Genomic DNA, 16,745 nt, shown 5'->3' with positions numbered 1-16,745 from the left:
GGAGTCAAATATAACAATGCCGGGCGTTATGCCCGGCATTTTTAATTAGATATAATTAAGCTTGTCCTTCGCTTATTTCTTCAATCGGACAACACATCTCTATGACAATGTCGTTCAGCTTGGCAGGGTGGATCATTGCTTCTTTGCTAATGCCAAACTGGTTTGCCATGATGGTGTTGAACAGTTCCCAGTGGTTTAGCAGCAACTTATCGCGGTTATCGGCGGCATCTGGCCAGGTCTCTTGCATCATCGGCGTCAGGCTGATGGCGCCATGGGCGAAAACCAGCATCTGCCATTTGGATTCCCATTGATTGATTGGTGACTCCGGGAAGTCGATGTTGTAGTTGGAAAAAAGAACCGTAAAAATCTCGGCGAACTCGTCTTTTGACCTCAGGAAGTACTCCAGCAGGCCATTATCTGCCTGGCGAATTGCATCAGCAATCATCTGTAAGGGTTGGGGATGGATCATTACAAATGCCAGCATACGCACCATAAACAAGTAAATTTTTTGGTTGGAAGGCGTGTCTTGTGGCATTTCATTGATAAGTTCTGCCATGTAGCTTTGCAGGTACTCATCCATGGCGTCACTTACTGCTTGCCAGATTTTTTCTTTACTGCCGAAATGATGGCGAATCAGGCTGTGAGAAACGCCGGCCTTTTCGCTGATGTTACGCAAAGAGACTCGTTCATAGCCAAGTTCACAAAACATTTCAGCCGCGACTTTTAAAATCAGGCATTTAGTTTGCTCCGCAGCTTCTGCACTACGACGCCCTTGCTTTCTCTCGCTCATCTCTTGACATTTCTCTCATTCACTGCACAACACCCGTCTTTTTACCAGAAACCCGCCGCTTTGACTAATTATTTTACTATCCATATGGAAAATATATTGATCTGCTTAAAATAATTCATATACTGCACGAGTGTGTAGTAAATATGAGTTAATGGAGAAAGCCAGTGCGAAAACAATACTTAAAGCGCACCCTGGTTGGCGTGTTAGTCACATTAAGCCTTTCAGGCACGCTGACCGGGTGTAATAAAGCCATATCAGAACCATCTGAACCTTTGATTAAACCGGTCAAGTTACTTGCGGTAAAAGATCTCACGGTTGCAGACTCCGATGCCTTTTTGGCACGTATTGATGCGACGAAACGAGCCCAGCTCTCGTTTCAGGTTGGAGGGGAAATAGAAAACTTGATGGTGAGAATGGGTGAAGAAGTGAAGCAGGGTGATGTCCTGGCGACGCTTGATCCGAAAGATTTGCAATTGGCGCTGGATGCAGCCGAAGCCAGGTACAACCTGGCAAAAACTCAGTGGCAGCGGGCGAAAAATCTGTATGAGAAAAAACTGATCAGTACCGACAGCTACGATCAGCGCGAAACCCAATATAAAGCGGCGCGAGCCAATTTTGAGCAGGCTAAAACCGACTTAAGCTATACCAAGATTCATGCCCCGTTTGATGGGGTGGTGTCTTATACCTATGTGAACCCGCATCAGGTGGTGGCGGCCAAACAGGAAATACTCAATCTGATTGATAATACACGTTTAGATGTGTCGTTCACCATCCCCGTGCCTTACGCAGAAAAAGTGTCGCTGACAACGCTGCAAGGAGCACCGATGTGGGTAACGATGGACAGCGATCCTGCAACCCAGATTCCCGGCACGTTTAAAGAGATCTCGACTCAGCCTAATGTTGATACCAATAGCTATGAAGCTATCGTGACCATAACCCGCCCGGAAAATCGTAACTTACTGACAGGCATGACAGGTCAGGTTCATATCGCCAAGCATGATGTTATGCAGTATCCAACCTTACCTAATTCAGCTTGGGTTGAGCGAAATACCGAGCTGGGACAAGTTTGGGTGATGGACCATAATACCAATCAGGTAAATCGAGTGACATTGTCACTTAATGCCAGTGGCGGTGTGGTTGAAGGGCTGGAAAACGATGATTATGTCGTGGTCGCTGGTGTCGAAAGCCTGGTTGAGGGCCAAGTGGTTAAAGCTTGGGTCCGTGAAGGAGGCATCTGATGAAACGATCACTGTTTACTGTTTCGGCAATTACATTGTCATTGCTGACCGGGTGTCAGCAGGAGCAACAGAGCCAGACCGAGCCGCATTTGTATGTTTCGACATTCTCTGTCGATGTACCGGTAAAAAGCCAGTACCGTACTTTCATTGGTCAGGTTGTGCCTGCCGAACAAACCCCGATCGCGTTTCGCCGTGCCGGTGAAATCCAGCACGTCCTGGTCAAGGCCGGGGATGAGATCAAACAAGGCCAGATGATTGCTAAGTTAGACGACAGCAAGGAAAAACAGGCTCTGAATGATGCCGAAGCGCAATACACTCTGGCGATTCGCCAGTTAAAGCGCGGAGAAGAGTTACATACCCGCGAGATGATTTCAAAGGCGGAACTGGATGAGTTAACGGCCAACCGACAACTGGCGGAAGCTAACTTCTATAACGCGAAGAACCAGGTGAGTTATACCCGCTTATATGCGCCTTTCTCCGGGACGGTGTCGGATGTGTTCAAAGAGCGGTTTGAGCGCATCGCCGTGGGCGAGCCGGTTCTGAATTTGTATGAGAACGACAAAGTGTATGTGCGCATCCAGTTATCCGACAACGTACTGGCCATGGTCAACCCGAATTCGCAAAGCATGAGCTACCAACCCAAGGCGAGATTTTCCGGTGTTGAGCGTGTTTTTGCACTGAATTACCTCGAGCATACCAGTGAACCAGACGCCCGGAGTCAGACCTATGAGATGTATCTGACCATGCCACAGCCGGAAGAAAAAATCCTGCCCGGCACCAGCGTGAGCGTGACAGTCGATATGCTCGAAGCTGGCATCGCTGCTATTGATGGTTACCAGGTGCCGATGACCGCGCTTCAGGCGGGGGATCTGGCCGGTGAGTTTTTTGTCTGGAAGGTGAATGACGAGCGGGTTTCTAAGGTGGCGGTGGCTATCGACCAGGTTAATGGTACCGGGGCAATTATTAATTCCGGCATTGCTGAGGGGGATGTATTGGTGAATTCAAACCTGCGAAAATTACGTGAAGGTAAAAAAGTGGATGTAGCGGAGCACAAACAATAATGAACATTGCTGAATATTCGATTAAGAACAAGGTCATCAGCTGGCTGTTCATCGTTATTCTTGCCGTGGGTGGGGTAACGTCTTTTCTAGAGCTGGGACGGCTTGAGGATCCAGCCTTTACCATTAAAGATGCGATGATTCTTTCAACCTATCCGGGCGCGACCGCTAAGGAGGTGGAAGAAGAGCTGACCTATCCGCTGGAAAAGGAGATCCGCAAACTACCGTATATTGATAACATTACCTCGATCTCTTCTGACGGAATGTCGCAAATTACCGTGAGCATGAAGATGGATTACGGCCCGGACGAGTTACCGCAAATCTGGGATGAGATGCGACGCAAGATTAATGATCTGCAGCCTCGTTTGCCTCAGGGAGTGCAGTCGCTCAGCATTATTGATGATTTTGGTGATGTATACGGCATCATGCTGGTTCTGACCGGGGATGATTATGACTACATTGAGCTGAAGCGCTACGCCGATCAACTTCGCCGTGAAATTGAACTGGTCGACGGGGTCGGGAAAGTCGATATTTCCGGTGATCAGACAGAAATGTTGTTTGTGGAAATTTCACTGGATCGTCTTGCGGCGCTGAATCTGGACATTAACGCTCTGGCCGGATTACTGAATCAGCAGAATAATGTCGTTTCTTCCGGTGAAGTGATGGTCAATGGCGAGAACTTGACAATTCGTCCTAGTGGCACGCTAAACAGCGTGGAGTCACTGGAAAATCTGATTATTCATGGCCGTGATACCGGTAACCTGATTCGCTTGAAAGATGTGGCGACCATCTCGCGTGGAATTCAGGAAAAACCGCAGAATGTCACCACCTTTAACGGGCAAAAATCAATTAATATCGGGGTGTCATTTGCTTCTGGTGTAAACGTGGTTGAAGTCGGCCAACGTTTGCAGGCAGAACTGGCATCGCTGGAATCGATCAAACCGGCGGGTATCGAACTGAACTACTTCTATAACCAGTCGGCAGAAGTGGACAAATCTGTTCAGGACTTTGTTGTCAGCCTTGCACAGGCCGTTGGCATTGTTATTGTGGTGCTGCTATTTGCGATGGGCCTGCGAAGCGGCGTGATCATTGGTCTGGTGCTTCTGTTAACGATGTTCGGTACCTTCATCCTGATGAAGTACAACAACATTGAGTTACACCGGATTTCTCTTGGTGCGTTGATCATCGCGCTGGGTATGCTGGTCGATAACGCCATCGTGGTGGTAGAAGGGATATTAGTTGGTCTGAAGAAAGGGCGCACCAAGCTGCAGGCATCGGTTGATATTGTTAAGCAAACTCAGTGGCCGTTGCTGGGCGCGACGATCATCGCCATTACTGCTTTCGCGCCTATCGGCTTGTCTGAAGATGCCTCCGGCGAATTTATGGGCTCACTGTTCTGGGTATTGTGCTACTCGCTGTTTTTGAGCTGGGTTACCGCATTAACCATCACTCCGTTACTTGCCGACTTGTTGCTAAAAGAGGAAGACCCGCAAGCGAGCTCGGAGGAGGTTGACCCATACAAAGGTATACTGTTCGTTGTTTTTGGTTCGTTACTTAAATTTTCGCTGCGTTTTCGCTGGCTGACTGTGATCGGAATGGTGGCGTTACTGGCTGGAGCGGTCGTCTCATTTGGTAATGTAAAGCAGCAGTTTTTCCCACCGTCCAACACGCCGATGTTCTATGTCGATATGTGGATGCCGGAAGGGACCGACATTCGACAGACCATTAAAAAAGCAGAGGAAGTGGATCAGTTCATTCGTTCGCACGATGATATTGACTTTGTCTCTACCTCGATTGGCCAGGGTATGCAGCGTTTTGCTCTGACCTACCAACCTGAAAAAAGCTACGAAGCTTATGCTCAGTTTCAGGTGCGCACAACCGATCGGGAGAAGATGTTTGAACTGCTCCACAAGCTGGATGACAGCTTAGCCAAAGAGTTTAACCAACCGACATTCCAGTTAAAACTGATTGAGTTCGGCCCTTCACCGGCATCAAAAATTGAAGCGCGTATTACCGGTCCGGATCCTGATGTGCTGCGTACTATTGCCGGTCAGGTGGAAGACATTCTGTATACCGATCCGGGAGCACGTAATATTCGCCACGACTGGCGTGAACGCAGCAAGGAGCTGGTACCGGTATTTAATGAGTCAAAGGCTCGCCGTTTAGGGATTTCGAAGCAAGATCTGTCCAATACGTTGCAAATGGCGTTTGGTGGTAACACCTTAGGTGTATTACGCGATGGTACCCACATTCTGCCAATCGTTGCGCGTTTGCCAGAGTCCGAGCGGGTTGATTTTGAATCGCTGCAGAACGTGAAAATATGGAGCCCGTCACTGCAGTCGTATATTCCGGCTGAACAGGTGCTCGACGGGGTCGAGCTGGCCTGGAGTGATCCGCTTATCCTGCGCCGCGATCGCAAGCGTACGTTAACCGTTCTGGCCGACCATGATGTTCTGAGTGATGACACTGCGGCGAGCTTGTATGCCCGTATCCAACCTAAAGTGATGGCATTGCACCTTCCTGAAGGCTATGAAATTACCTGGGGCGGGGAATATGAGTCATCAAAAGATGCACAGGACAGCTTATTTGGCTCGCTGCCAATGGGTTATTTGTTGATGTTTATCATCACTATGCTGCTGTTTAACTCGCTGAAGAAGCCATTGGTGATTTGGTTTACGGTACCACTGGCTATCGTTGGTGTGGCTTTCGGTTTGTTGGGTACCAATATGCCGTTTAGTTTCACCGCCTTCCTTGGGTTACTGAGCCTGAGTGGCATGATTTTGAAAAATGGTATCGTTCTGCTCGACCAAATTAACATTGAGCTTGAATCGGGTAAGGAGCCGTATGCGGCTATTGTTGACAGCGCTATCAGCCGGGTAAGGCCGGTGAGCATGGCAGCGTTAACTACCATTTTAGGCATGATTCCGCTGATGTTTGATGCATTCTTCGGTTCCATGGCGATAACGATTATGGCAGGTCTTGGTTTTGCGACTGTATTGACACTGATTGTAGTGCCGGTGATGTTTGCAATACTGTTTAAGGTTAAGACTGTTTAAGGTTAAACCGACCACTGCAAGGGACTCGTCTAGCTAGTCACTAGACTTCCTGCCTGGCCCTGGGGGATTTCCTCAGGGCCTTTTTTATGTCTGGAGCCAGCCACGGTAATGCCACTTAAACTTATGACATGCTGAAGCAAAAAAAAACCTCCCTTCACGGGGAAAGGGAGGTGTAACATGCCAAATCGAGGGTGGCGTTGTTTAAGGTGAGTATTACTGTATAACCATTACGCTGTCGCGGTGTCTTTGACTTCTGCTTTGCTCTTCAGGAATGCGTAACCGAAACCAGTTACTGCTGTACCAGCTGCGATAGCCACCAGATACATCAGTACTGGTGAGATAGCGTTCGGGATAAGCAATACAAACAGGCCTCCGTGAGGTGCCATCAGTGTTGCACCAAATAGCATTGAAAGTGCACCAGTCAGTGCGCCACCTGCCATACAAGCCGGGATAACACGCATTGGATCTTTCGCTGCAAACGGGATAGCTCCTTCGGAAATGAAGCACAGGCCGAGAACGAATGAAGCTTTACCTGCTTCACGTTCGCTTTGCTCAAACTTGTTTTTTGCGATGAATGTGGCCAGGCCCATCCCCAGAGCAGGAACCATACCCGCCGCCATAATCGCTGCCATCGGTGCGTATGTTTGTGAAGCCAGCAGGCCGACACCAAAGGCGTATGCCGCTTTGTTAACCGGACCACCAAGGTCGAAACACATCATCGCGCCCAGCAGGATACCCAGCATAACTGCACTGTCAGAACCCATATTGTTAAGGAAGTCGGTCAGAGCGTTCATGATGCCGGATACCGGGCCACCGACGATATAAATCATCACCAGGCCTGTGAACAGGGTTGCCACAAACGGAATGATCAGAATTGGTTTCAGTGCTTCCATTGATTGCGGCAGGGAGACTTTTTCGGCGATGAACTTAGCTGCGTAGCCTGCGATGAAGCCGGCAGCGATACCGCCAAGGAAGCCAGCACCGGTTGAGCTGGCGAGCATACCACCCACCAGGCCGGGCGCCAGCCCCGGACGGTCTGCGATCGAGAAAGCGATGTAACCGGCCAGTACCGGGATCATCAGTGCAAAGGCAGAGCCGCCACCGATGCTCATCAGCGCGGCGGCCAACGTACCTTCTTCTTTAAACGCTTCGATACCAAATACAAATGACAGGGCAATAATCAAACCACCTGCGACCACGACCGGCAGCATATGTGAAACACCGGTCATTAAGTGTTTGTATACGCCTTTTTTCTCTTCCGTCGCTGATGACGCGTTCGCTGAGCCTGAATGATGATATTCGCTTGCCTGGGCAAAGGCGTTATCCATCTCCTCAGAGGTCTTTTTCAGCGCAGGGCCGGTTTTGGTGCGATACATTTTTTTGCCGTTGAAACGCTCAAGTGGCACTTCGATGTCAGCTGCGATGATCACCAGATCCGCTTCAGCGATTTCTTGCTCCGTCAGTTGGTTTTTGGCGCCAACCGAGCCACGGGTTTCAACTTTGATCTGGTGACCGCGACGTTTGCCTTCTTCTTCAAGCGCTTCAGCGGCCATAAAGGTGTGAGCTACACCCGTCGGGCAGGCAGTAATAGCAACAATCTTTTTGCTTGCAGTTGCGCTTTCTGCCGGTTGAGACGCCGCAACAGTAGTGGCTTGCTCTAGCACCGTTGCGCTTTCTACTGCGGTGCGGAGAAATGCGGTTGCATCTTTGGCGACAGCATCGATCTCTGCCTGGTAAACTTTTTTACCGACGAAACGAGAAGTATCAACGGGAGTGTTCGCTGCGATGACGATGGTTTCGGCTTGCTCAATGTCGGTATCAGTCAGCAGTGTCGGCTCGATAACGCTGGACTGACATTCAATTTTTGCATTCCAGCCCAGTTGAGTCACGGCCTGTTCAAGCAGGCCTGCGGCTAAAATGCTGTTAGCAACACCACTAGGGCAGGCTGTAATTATGGCGATATTCATATGATTTACCTTCAGTTCCTTAGTTCGCGTTAACGTGTAGGTTTGGATTAAGCTCAGAAACCTGGGTTTCGAGCCTGATTTTTTCCAGCTCTTGTTGGCTGGTTAAGCCGACACCAACCTGGCTGACTGCCAGTGCAGACAGGGCGGTGGCAAAGCGGAGTAATTCGGTTTTTGGCAGTTGTTGCATGTGGCCCCAGCACAGGCCGGCGACTAACGTGTCACCCGCACCGACCGTACTGACGACGTTCATGCGTGGTGGCTGTGCACGTAGCCATTCACCCTGGTTTAGCCACATCACGCCGTCTGCGCCCATGGAAACCACGATATTTTCAATGCCTTTATCGCTGAGTGATAATGCGGCTTGCTGGCACTCTTGCGGTGTGGAAAGCGTCTGACCGACGAAGTCACTGAGTTCTTCATCATTAGGCTTAATCAACCACGGGTGCGCGTCGATGCCGGCGCTAAGGGCAGTTCTACTGCTATCAAACAGGACTTTCTTGCCCAGTTGATGCAGCCGCTCAATCCATGCTGCGCATCGTTCAGGGCTGACACCACCGGGCAGGCTGCCGGCAACCACAAAGTAGTCATGGGTTTGCGCCAGGCTGAACAGGGTGTGTTCGAAACGGGCAACGTCGGCGTCACTGACCTGAATGCCGGGGAAGTTGATGTCGCTGACTTTACCATTCGCTTCAACCAGTTTGACGTTGATTCGTGTCGCACCATCTACTTCAACAAACGCATTGTGGGCGCCAATTTCATCAAACAACTGGTGGAAAAGTTCCGGGTTATCTTTACCTAAAAAACCGGTAACCGTCACGTCGGCGCCAAGATCGGTCAGGACCTTTGCGACATTGACGCCTTTACCTGCAGCATGCAGGCTGCTCTGGTTCACTAAGCTGACGGAACCGACATTGAGCTGTGCCAGGCTACCGGTAAGATCCAAGGCAGGATTCAGGGTTACGGTGACAACCTTAGTGGTTTTTGTCTGAGTCATAGTGTTTCCTTAACCTTCACCTAAACCTGATGCGATGGCACCGCCGATGGATTCAAGTGCCTGCGCAGCATCGGGACCTTCAGCAGAAAACTGCAATTGATGGCCATGCTTAACACCAAGCGCTATCACTTTCATCAGGCTTTTGGCGTTGACGGCTTTACCGTCACCGTCCAGGTTGGCAACCCGGATGGTTGATTCAAACTTTTTGGCTTCAGCAACCAGCATGGCGCCGGGACGAGCGTGTAAGCCGTGCGCGTTCTTGATTTTAAACACGGCGGTGTTGTCTTTCGCATCACTTTGTGCGGTGACTTCTTCGCCGCTGAGCAGGGCAAGAATTTGCTCTGCAGAGCCATCTAGCAGTGTGTCGTGCTGGTTGTTAAATACGATGCCGGAAAGGTGGTGCAGGATAGGTTGATGGGCATTGTTGCACGCGGCGAACGCGATTAATGCACGGACGGTTTGGCCTTCGAACTGGCAGTCATTCGCGGTGGAGACAAACGAAACACCGGTACGTGTTACGTGCTTGTCGCTGCCGACCATCCACAGGCCGTTACCCAAATGGGTTGGTGCCTTCGTTACCAGATCTGCAACGAACTCCGGGCTGGCACAGCCGGTATTTTTTAACAGGCCGCCCGCGACCGCGCTCATCTGGATCATGTCACTTGCCGGGAACTGTAACTGGATCAGCGAGGCATCAAAATCAGCTTCCAGCTGAACGTCACCGTGAAGCAGGGCAATGATGTCGTCTGCGGTTTTGGCATTGCGCAGATGCGCCTCTATACCGTCAGCCCCGAGCACTTTGGTTAGCTGTTTTAAGATGCCAAGGTGCTCATCAGATTTTGCTGCAATACCAATCGCGACAAATACCGTGTTGCCGTCACCCCAGTCTACCCCTTGCGGGAAGTGGTGTACTACAACGCCGGTAGTTTTTACCATGGAGCGGGTGTCGGTAGTACCATGCGGAATGGCAATACCGTTGCCGAGGAAAGTGGAGTTCTGCTTCTCGCGGTTGAGCATGCCTTCCACATAACCTTGTTCTACCAGGCCTTTGTCATTCAGGCTCTGTGCAAGGTTGTTGATCGCTTCAAATTTATCCGAAGCGGTTTGAGACAGGGTGATGTCACTTCTGTTTAGCTTAAGCATGGTGCTTCTCCAGCATTAAGTGTTCAATTCTCGTTTATGTCGTTATGGAGACTTCGTCGGCAGAGGCTTGTCTGCTACTGCTGAATGTAACTGAATCGATTCAGCAAGAAGTCAAATTTTTAAAAGCATTCAGCAAAACCAGTTAATTGACCGACCACGGCTGGTTATTTTTTACCCTGAGCTAAATGAAGTAAAGCTTAGGACAAACTGGTTCAATTAGTGATGTAGCTCAATTTTTATGTTTTGCTGAATCCTTTCAGCTTTTATACTGAAACGGTTCAGCATATAATTCAACTTATCGCCGGATCCTTGATGAATTATTATGATCCTGCGCACAGAACAAGGCAGATAATATGACACTGGATGAAGTGGCAAAACTGGCCGGGGTTTCCAAAACCACAGCCAGTTATGTAATTAACGGCAAAGCGAAGAAATATCGCATCAGCGAAAAAACTCAGCAGAAAGTGATGGCGGTGGTGGAGCAATATAACTATCAACCCGATCACGCCGCATCCTCTTTGCGGGCAGGTAACTCGCGTTCTTTCGGCTTGATCATTCCGGATTTGGAGAACACCAGTTATGCCAGATTGGCCAAGCTCCTGGAGCAGAATTCGAGAAAAGCGGGCTATCAAATCCTGATTGGTTGCTCAGATGATGATCCGGAAACCGAAGCGAACGTCGCACAGGCGTTGATCAGCCGCCGGATTGATGCCCTGTTTGTTGCCAGCAGTATGCCAACGGCCAATGATTATTACCTCAAATTACAAAATGCCGGTACCCCGGTGATTGCACTCGACCGGCCGATGGATGATGAGCATTTCAGCTGTGTGATCAGTGAAGACTTTGATGCGGCGTTGGCACTAACAGAATCTTTGTTGTCGGATGATATCCGGACGGTCGGCCTGATTGGGGCTTTGCCCGAGCTGCAGATTTCCAAAGAAAGGGAGCTGGGGGTTAAATCGGCCTGCCAGAAAGGAAACAAACAGGTTTTTCTCGGGTATGGGCAACACTTCGCGCGCGAAGAAGCCAAAGCGGTGCTTGAGGGCTGGATTGACTCTGACCAGTTACCGGATGCGATCGTTACAACCTCTTACGTGCTGCTGGAAGGGGTGCTGGATGTGCTCTCTGAAAAGCCGGAACTGATGAGCAGCTTAAAACTGGCAACGTTTGGTGATAACCGTTTGTTAGATTTCCTGCCGGTGAAAATTAACTCCTTGCCGCAACAGTTTGAGCTGATTGCCGATAGCGCAATGGAGTTAGCACTGAATGCTTCGGCAAAACGCTACAAGCCTGGGATTGAGCTCATCCCGCGAAAAATCGTCAAACGTCGCTAGTCACCTGATTGGCGGGTAGATGATCGGTCGCTAGATGAGTAGTTTTACCGTCAGCGCGACAAAGGCGTGATCGCTGGCGTTTTTGTCGCGGCTGAAACTCGGATTGCGTAAATGAATATCGAGCACAGTGTATTCCACCACCTCGGCAACCGAGCGGGCGGATTGAGAGTCGAACTCCTGAGACAGCAGGATGTAGTCGAGCACATTCCCTTTGGAAAAGTGGTAATGGGTGGCCGGTCTTGGGTCGAGATCGGGCATCACCTGTAATTCCCAGCCATCCTGAAGCCCCACATCAGTGACGCTGGCACTATGCTTGGTCACCAACATCTCATTGACACTACCGCAGAGCGGTTGATTAAAGTCCCCGACCAGTACTGTTGGCATCGGCGTCAGGCGGTATTGCTCGTCGATCGCCTGCCTGAGCATGGTTGCCTCCCAGCCACGTTGTTGCGTAGACAGCCATTGGGCGATGGTTTTTGAGTAGGCCTGGTCCGTGTTTTCGGGCTCGGTGGGTCGCTGCGATTTTAAGTGCGTCACGTAAAAGGCAATCGTGCCGAGATGTGGATGTGCAATTTTGGCATACAGCGGCTTACGGCTGAATGGCGGCGCGCTGATATCAGAAAACGGCTCAAGCGCCTTTGGGCTAACACTGACTGGCATGCTGCGAATGATAGGGTAACGAGAGGCCAGGGCGACAACGGGGTGAGAATAGATGTATTCCTGCTCAATATGGGGAGCGTCGACGGTGGCGAAATAGGGATAACCCAGGCTTTTCATGAACTGCCGCGTCTCGTCAATACTGAAGACTTCCTGTAAGCCAATGATGTCAGGATCCAGGGTGGCGATCTGCCGACGTGTCCACAGCAGTTTATCTTGCCAGTCTTCAGAGGAATAGATGTTTGCGAAATCGTAAAAAGCATTAGGTGGCGCGACAAAATTAAACAGGTTTGCACTGGCGAAGGTCAACAGGGATGATTTAGGCAAAACATTGGCTCATTCAAGGCGTTATCTGATGAGTATACACGCAAATGAATCGCTCTAGCCAAGATCACGTTTCTATTTATAAGCATTGGGTTTAAACTCCATCACATAAGCGGAAATGAGTGATAAGTATGAATCAAGATTACGAAAATGAAGAGTATCTCGAGGGTGAAGAGATTGAGATCGAAGCGATCGGCATCGAAGTCGATTCCCAGCCGATCGAGCTGTACAAGCTGTTCAAGATCGCCAATTTGGTTAGCGGTGGCGGAGAAGCGAAGCACGTTATCGACGAAGGTTATGTCGCGGTTAACGGTGAGCTCGAAACCCGTAAGCGCAGAAAAATGTATGACGGTGATTTTTTTGAGTTCAACCAGGAATTTTACGTCGTGGTATGTGATGCGCCGGTGACCGAGCCTGAAGCTAAGGCGACGGGTGAGAAAAAAACTAAATCTCCACAGGCCCAGTGCCCTTCAGCCGCTCAACCTGCTAATAAGGCGAAGAAAAACAAAGCCAAGCAGGATAAGGGCGCGAAGCAAAGCGGAAAACGCAAACCGGCTGCAGAGAATAAACCTAAACCAACCCGTGACCCGAAAAGCGGTCGCAACTCGATAGATTTCTTCTGATCAGTCAATTTATGAAAGCGCTGGGCAAGCCAGCGCTTTTTGTTTAAAGCACCATCACTTCGTACTTTCATATTTTCTGGCACTTTCGACCACGCTGGCGTTAAGCCCCCGTCACGTAGGGCCTGTCGGAATAGCCAACCCATCGGACTAGCTTGATGCCGATTGTTTCTCAATGTAGGAAAAAAACAGCGAAAGGCTAAAGCAAATCGCGAAATAGGACAGGCCGACGATTAACCAAATCTCAAAAATGTAGCCTGAAGAGTTGGCCATTTCGGTGCCGACAAAGGTCAGCTCCTGAATCGAAATCAGTGAAACAATCGAAGTGTCTTTGACCAGAGAAATGGTTTGCCCGGCCAGTGCTGGTGTGATGGCTTTTAGTACTTGCGGTGCAATGACATAGCGATATTTGCTCCAGGCCGATAACCCCAGTGAATCCGCGGCTTCCCACTGGCCATCTTCAATATTCTGTAATCCGGCACGGACAACTTCCGCTATATACGCCGAAGACAGTAGCCCGACACAAAGCACCCCCGAGGCGAGATTTTCCCATAGATTCGCCGGGCCGAAGATCAAGGCCTGAAACGGATGCAGCTCACCCCGGTAATCGCGCAACAGGTCTTCCAGACCGAGTAAGGGAATTAACTGGTTGGAGATAAAAAAATAGAAAATGAACACAAATACCAGTGGCGGCATGTTGCGAACCAACTGGATAAAGCCAATGGCGGGTGAGCGTAACCAGATTGAACGAGAAAACCGCGCCAGACCAAGCAAGGTGCCTACTATTAGCGCAAAAATCAGCCCAAAAAGGCTCAGCCGTAATGTGGCAATGATGCCCTGAAAGTAATAGGGAAGGGTGCCATTCGCGCGGGGGGTAAACAGGAGATCAAAGGTTTTTGCCCATTGCCAGTGGTAATTGACGCCAACGCCAGAGCGGAGATAGAGCCACGCTACCGCCAATGCGGTCAATAACAGCACCAGCCAGTCAAGTCGATTGAGGCGGCTGAGGAGCAAGGGTGCTGGGCGGGATGGCGCGATACGCGCGGTTTGTTGTCCGTTCACAAATAACTCCGGTGTATTGCTTCCCGGCAAACGCTGTGGCTTTTGCCGGGAGTGAGATTATTGGCCTTGAGCAATCTGGTCTTGCCAGTCGAGGGTAGAGAACCAGTACTCATAGCGCTGTTGCAGCCAGCCGTCCTGAGTCCGGGCGTCAATCCACTGATTGAAAAATGCTTGTTTGTCTTCTTCGTTGCGCCGTACTGCAAACGCTTCATTACCTTTGGATAAACGTTCAGCGAAGGGCAAAAACAGTTTATCGCTATGTTTTATTGCTTCGTGTTCTGGCTTGGGGCTGGAGGCGATCACGGCGTGGGCATTGCCGTTGAGTACTTCCTGAAAGGCCTGGGCATCGTCATCGAATTGCAGGATTTTGGCTTTGGGGAAAGTTTCTCTTGCAACCTGAACCGTAAAGGCACCGCGACGAGCGGCAATTTTCACTCGCCGAGAGTTGAAATCTGAAAACTCGTTGAATCCGGCCGCCAGATCTTTGTTAGCTGCAACCTGGACACCGGAGTGCGAATAGGGTGCAGTAAACAGGACACTTTTGGCCCGCTCCGGCGTTATCGACATGCCGCCGATGATCACATCAAATTTTTTGGCCAGCAGGGCGGGGATAATGCCGTCCCAGGCGGTCGGTACAAACTCCACTTGCCAGCCCGAATCGGCCGCCAGACGTTTTGCTACATCGATTTCAAATCCGATCAGCTCACCTTGTTTGTTGCGCATCGCCCAAGGAACAAACGTTGACATGCCGACACGCAGCGTGCCGCGCTGATTGATTTGATCCAGGTTTGGTGTCGCTTGCGGATCCTGTTTTGCAGCCGCAGGCAGCGCGATCGCCAATCCCAATAATGCAGTGATGGTTGCTTTAAATAACCTCATATTATCTCCTTATAATTTGCGCCAACTGGCTCCTAGTTTGTGCTCTAACCACGCGGATAAAGCCGACAGCGAAAGTGTCAGGAGCAGATAGATGGCGGCTACAGTAAACCAGATTTCAAATGGCATCGCCGTTTCAGAAACGATATTTCTTGCTTCTGTCGTCAGGTCAAAAATGGCCATAACACTGACGATGGAGGAGTTCTTGATCAGGGATACCACCTCATTTGTGAGAGGAGGTAAGGTGCGCTGCACGACCTGAGGCAGGATCACGTCCCTGTATGCGTAAAACGGGGTAAGACCGAGCGTTTTGCTTGCCTCAAACTGGCCTTTGGGAATGCTGTTCAGGCCTGCGCGGAAGATTTCAGCGGTGTATGCTCCCTGAAACAGCGAAAGTGCCAGTATTGCTGTGCTAAAGCGCTCGAGTCCGATCACGGGGCCGAAGACGAAATAAAGTAAATAGATTTGAACCAGCAGGGGGGTGTTTCGGATAATCTCGACATAGCCCTTTGCTAACGCATTCGCCACAATAGAGTGACTGAGGCGCATCAGGGCCGTGATCAGCCCGATCATCAAGGTAAAAAGCAGGCTAATCGCCGAGATTTTAATCGTGACAATGAGTCCGTCGATCAGTTCGGCCGGCCACCACTGCCCGTCTTCATAGAAGGCGATGTAATCGGGTACCCGGTGCCACTGCCACTGATAGCCCATCGCCTGGGCGCCAGAGTCCAACACGAAAACCGTGACCCCAAGTAAGATGGCTATTTGCAGCATGGCCTGCAGGACGGGTTTGACTATTCGAAAGCTCATCAGTAACTCAGGATCTGGTTGAGAAAAGCCTGGGTGCGAGGGTGCTGCGGGTTTTCAAACAGTGCGGCGGGCGAGTTCATTTCCAGAATTTGGCCTTCGTCCATAAATACCACGCGGTTGGCGACCTTTTTCGCAAACCCCATTTCATGGGTTACACAGATCATCGTCATGCCACTCTGTGCCAGTTCGACCATCACATCCAGTACCTCGTTGATCATTTCAGGATCCAGTGCCGATGTTGGTTCGTCAAACAGGAGTAAGTCTGGCTCCATGCAGAGGGAACGGGCAATCGCGACGCGCTGTTGCTGGCCACCGGAAAGCTGAATCGGGTATTTGTTGGCCTGCTCTTCGATATCGACGCGTTTTAAGTATTTTAGGGCACGCTCTTTTGCTGCCGGCCTGGAGAGTTTCAGTGTGCGAACGGGAGCCAGCGTAAGGTTCTCAAGTACCGTGAGGTGGGGGAAAAGGTGAAAATGCTGGAACACCATGCCTACTTTGCCCGGTGTAATCGCCTTACTGTTTACCGGATGGGTAAATACCGTCAGTTCCCCTTCCTGAATCGATTCTAGGTGGTTGATACAGCGGATCAAGGTGGATTTGCCAGAGCCGGAAGGACCGCACACCACCACTATCTCACCGGACTGAACGGAAAAGTTGATGTCCTTGAGGGCATGGTAATCGCCATACCATTTATTTACATTGCTGAATTCAACCACCGGGTTTGTTTTGTTCAAAGCTGCCAACTGTTATTTCTAGATTTCTTTCTACAATAACAAGTTATTAACGGCATTGCATTAGCTAATCAGGATAAGCTAA

14 protein-coding genes are annotated in these 16,745 nt (G+C 50.2%); 5 read left to right on the top strand and 9 right to left on the bottom strand.

The genetic code is table 11. From position 1 onward, the window contains the following. Nucleotides 1-55: 55 nt before the first annotated feature. On the bottom strand, nt 56-790 hold the full coding sequence (locus tag P2G85_RS14280; RefSeq protein WP_275864750.1) for a TetR/AcrR family transcriptional regulator: 735 nt from the start codon (nt 788-790) through the stop codon (nt 56-58). Between the two features lie 164 nt (nt 791-954). On the opposite strand from P2G85_RS14280, the gene P2G85_RS14275 reads away from it, so the two are divergent. The 3 genes from P2G85_RS14275 to P2G85_RS14265 are packed head-to-tail and all read left to right on the top strand — an operon-like array spanning nt 955 to nt 6,142. Continuing rightward, on the top strand, nt 955-2,028 hold the full coding sequence (locus P2G85_RS14275) for an efflux RND transporter periplasmic adaptor subunit (protein ID WP_275864749.1): 1,074 nt from the start codon (nt 955-957) through the stop codon (nt 2,026-2,028). Next, nucleotides 2,028-3,089 carry an efflux RND transporter periplasmic adaptor subunit gene (locus P2G85_RS14270; RefSeq protein WP_275864748.1) on the top strand — a complete coding sequence of 354 codons (1,062 nt, stop codon included), beginning with the start codon at nt 2,028-2,030 and terminating at the stop codon, nt 3,087-3,089. Before P2G85_RS14275 ends, P2G85_RS14270 begins: the two co-directional genes overlap by 1 nt. Beyond that, nucleotides 3,089-6,142 (top strand): efflux RND transporter permease subunit, encoded by a 3,054-nt coding sequence (locus P2G85_RS14265; protein WP_275864747.1) that lies wholly within the window; start codon nt 3,089-3,091, stop codon nt 6,140-6,142. Before P2G85_RS14270 ends, P2G85_RS14265 begins: the two co-directional genes overlap by 1 nt. 227 nt (nt 6,143-6,369) lie before the next feature. Here P2G85_RS14265 and fruA read toward each other — a convergent pair whose 3' ends face one another. From fruA to fruB, 3 genes are read right to left on the bottom strand one after another with little or no spacing between them, the layout of a single operon-like run. Next, a complete protein-coding gene (fruA, locus tag P2G85_RS14260; protein ID WP_275864746.1) occupies nt 6,370-8,109 on the bottom strand; it encodes a PTS fructose transporter subunit IIBC in 1,740 nt (579 codons plus the stop codon). A 19-nt stretch (nt 8,110-8,128) separates the two neighbouring features. Next, nucleotides 8,129-9,103: a 1-phosphofructokinase gene (gene pfkB / locus P2G85_RS14255; protein WP_275864745.1), complete on the bottom strand. Its 975-nt coding sequence runs from the start codon at nt 9,101-9,103 to the stop codon at nt 8,129-8,131. Between the two features lie 9 nt (nt 9,104-9,112). Continuing rightward, on the bottom strand, nt 9,113-10,246 hold the full coding sequence (gene fruB, locus P2G85_RS14250) for a fused PTS fructose transporter subunit IIA/HPr protein (protein ID WP_275864744.1): 1,134 nt from the start codon (nt 10,244-10,246) through the stop codon (nt 9,113-9,115). 353 nt (nt 10,247-10,599) lie between these two features. Here fruB and cra point away from each other — a divergent pair, with 353 nt between their 5' ends. Beyond that, entirely contained in the window at nt 10,600-11,580 is a 981-nt protein-coding gene (cra, locus tag P2G85_RS14245; protein ID WP_275864743.1) for a catabolite repressor/activator, read from the top strand. Nucleotides 11,581-11,610: 30 nt separating this feature from the next. On the opposite strand, the gene P2G85_RS14240 is transcribed toward cra, so the two are convergent. Beyond that, complete coding sequence (locus P2G85_RS14240) at nt 11,611-12,564, bottom strand: endonuclease/exonuclease/phosphatase family protein (protein ID WP_275864742.1); 954 nt, start codon at nt 12,562-12,564, stop codon at nt 11,611-11,613. A 128-nt stretch (nt 12,565-12,692) separates the two neighbouring features. On the opposite strand from P2G85_RS14240, the gene P2G85_RS14235 reads away from it, so the two are divergent. Beyond that, nucleotides 12,693-13,184, top strand: coding sequence for an RNA-binding S4 domain-containing protein (locus tag P2G85_RS14235; RefSeq protein WP_275864741.1), 492 nt, complete (start codon nt 12,693-12,695; stop codon nt 13,182-13,184). 147 nt (nt 13,185-13,331) lie between these two features. Here the strand turns inward: P2G85_RS14235 and P2G85_RS14230 are convergent, their stop codons facing one another. The 4 genes from P2G85_RS14230 to P2G85_RS14215 are packed head-to-tail and all read right to left on the bottom strand — an operon-like array spanning nt 13,332 to nt 16,663. Then, complete coding sequence (locus P2G85_RS14230; RefSeq protein ID WP_275864740.1) at nt 13,332-14,243, bottom strand: amino acid ABC transporter permease; 912 nt, start codon at nt 14,241-14,243, stop codon at nt 13,332-13,334. Nucleotides 14,244-14,300: 57 nt separating this feature from the next. Beyond that, nucleotides 14,301-15,122, bottom strand: a complete 822-nt coding sequence (locus tag P2G85_RS14225; RefSeq protein ID WP_275864739.1) for a transporter substrate-binding domain-containing protein — start codon at nt 15,120-15,122, stop codon at nt 14,301-14,303. A 9-nt stretch (nt 15,123-15,131) separates the two neighbouring features. Further along, nucleotides 15,132-15,929: an amino acid ABC transporter permease gene (locus P2G85_RS14220; protein WP_275864738.1), complete on the bottom strand. Its 798-nt coding sequence runs from the start codon at nt 15,927-15,929 to the stop codon at nt 15,132-15,134. Then, complete coding sequence (locus tag P2G85_RS14215; RefSeq protein WP_275864737.1) at nt 15,929-16,663, bottom strand: amino acid ABC transporter ATP-binding protein; 735 nt, start codon at nt 16,661-16,663, stop codon at nt 15,929-15,931. The genes P2G85_RS14220 and P2G85_RS14215 overlap by 1 nt, the downstream gene beginning before the upstream one ends. Between the last annotated feature and the right edge of the window lie 82 nt (nt 16,664-16,745).

The sequence above is a fragment of the Vibrio sp. CAU 1672 genome, from assembly GCF_029223195.1.
Classification (GTDB): Bacteria; Pseudomonadota; Gammaproteobacteria; order Enterobacterales; family Vibrionaceae; genus Vibrio.
This window is presented reverse-complemented; position numbering and strand designations above follow the sequence as displayed.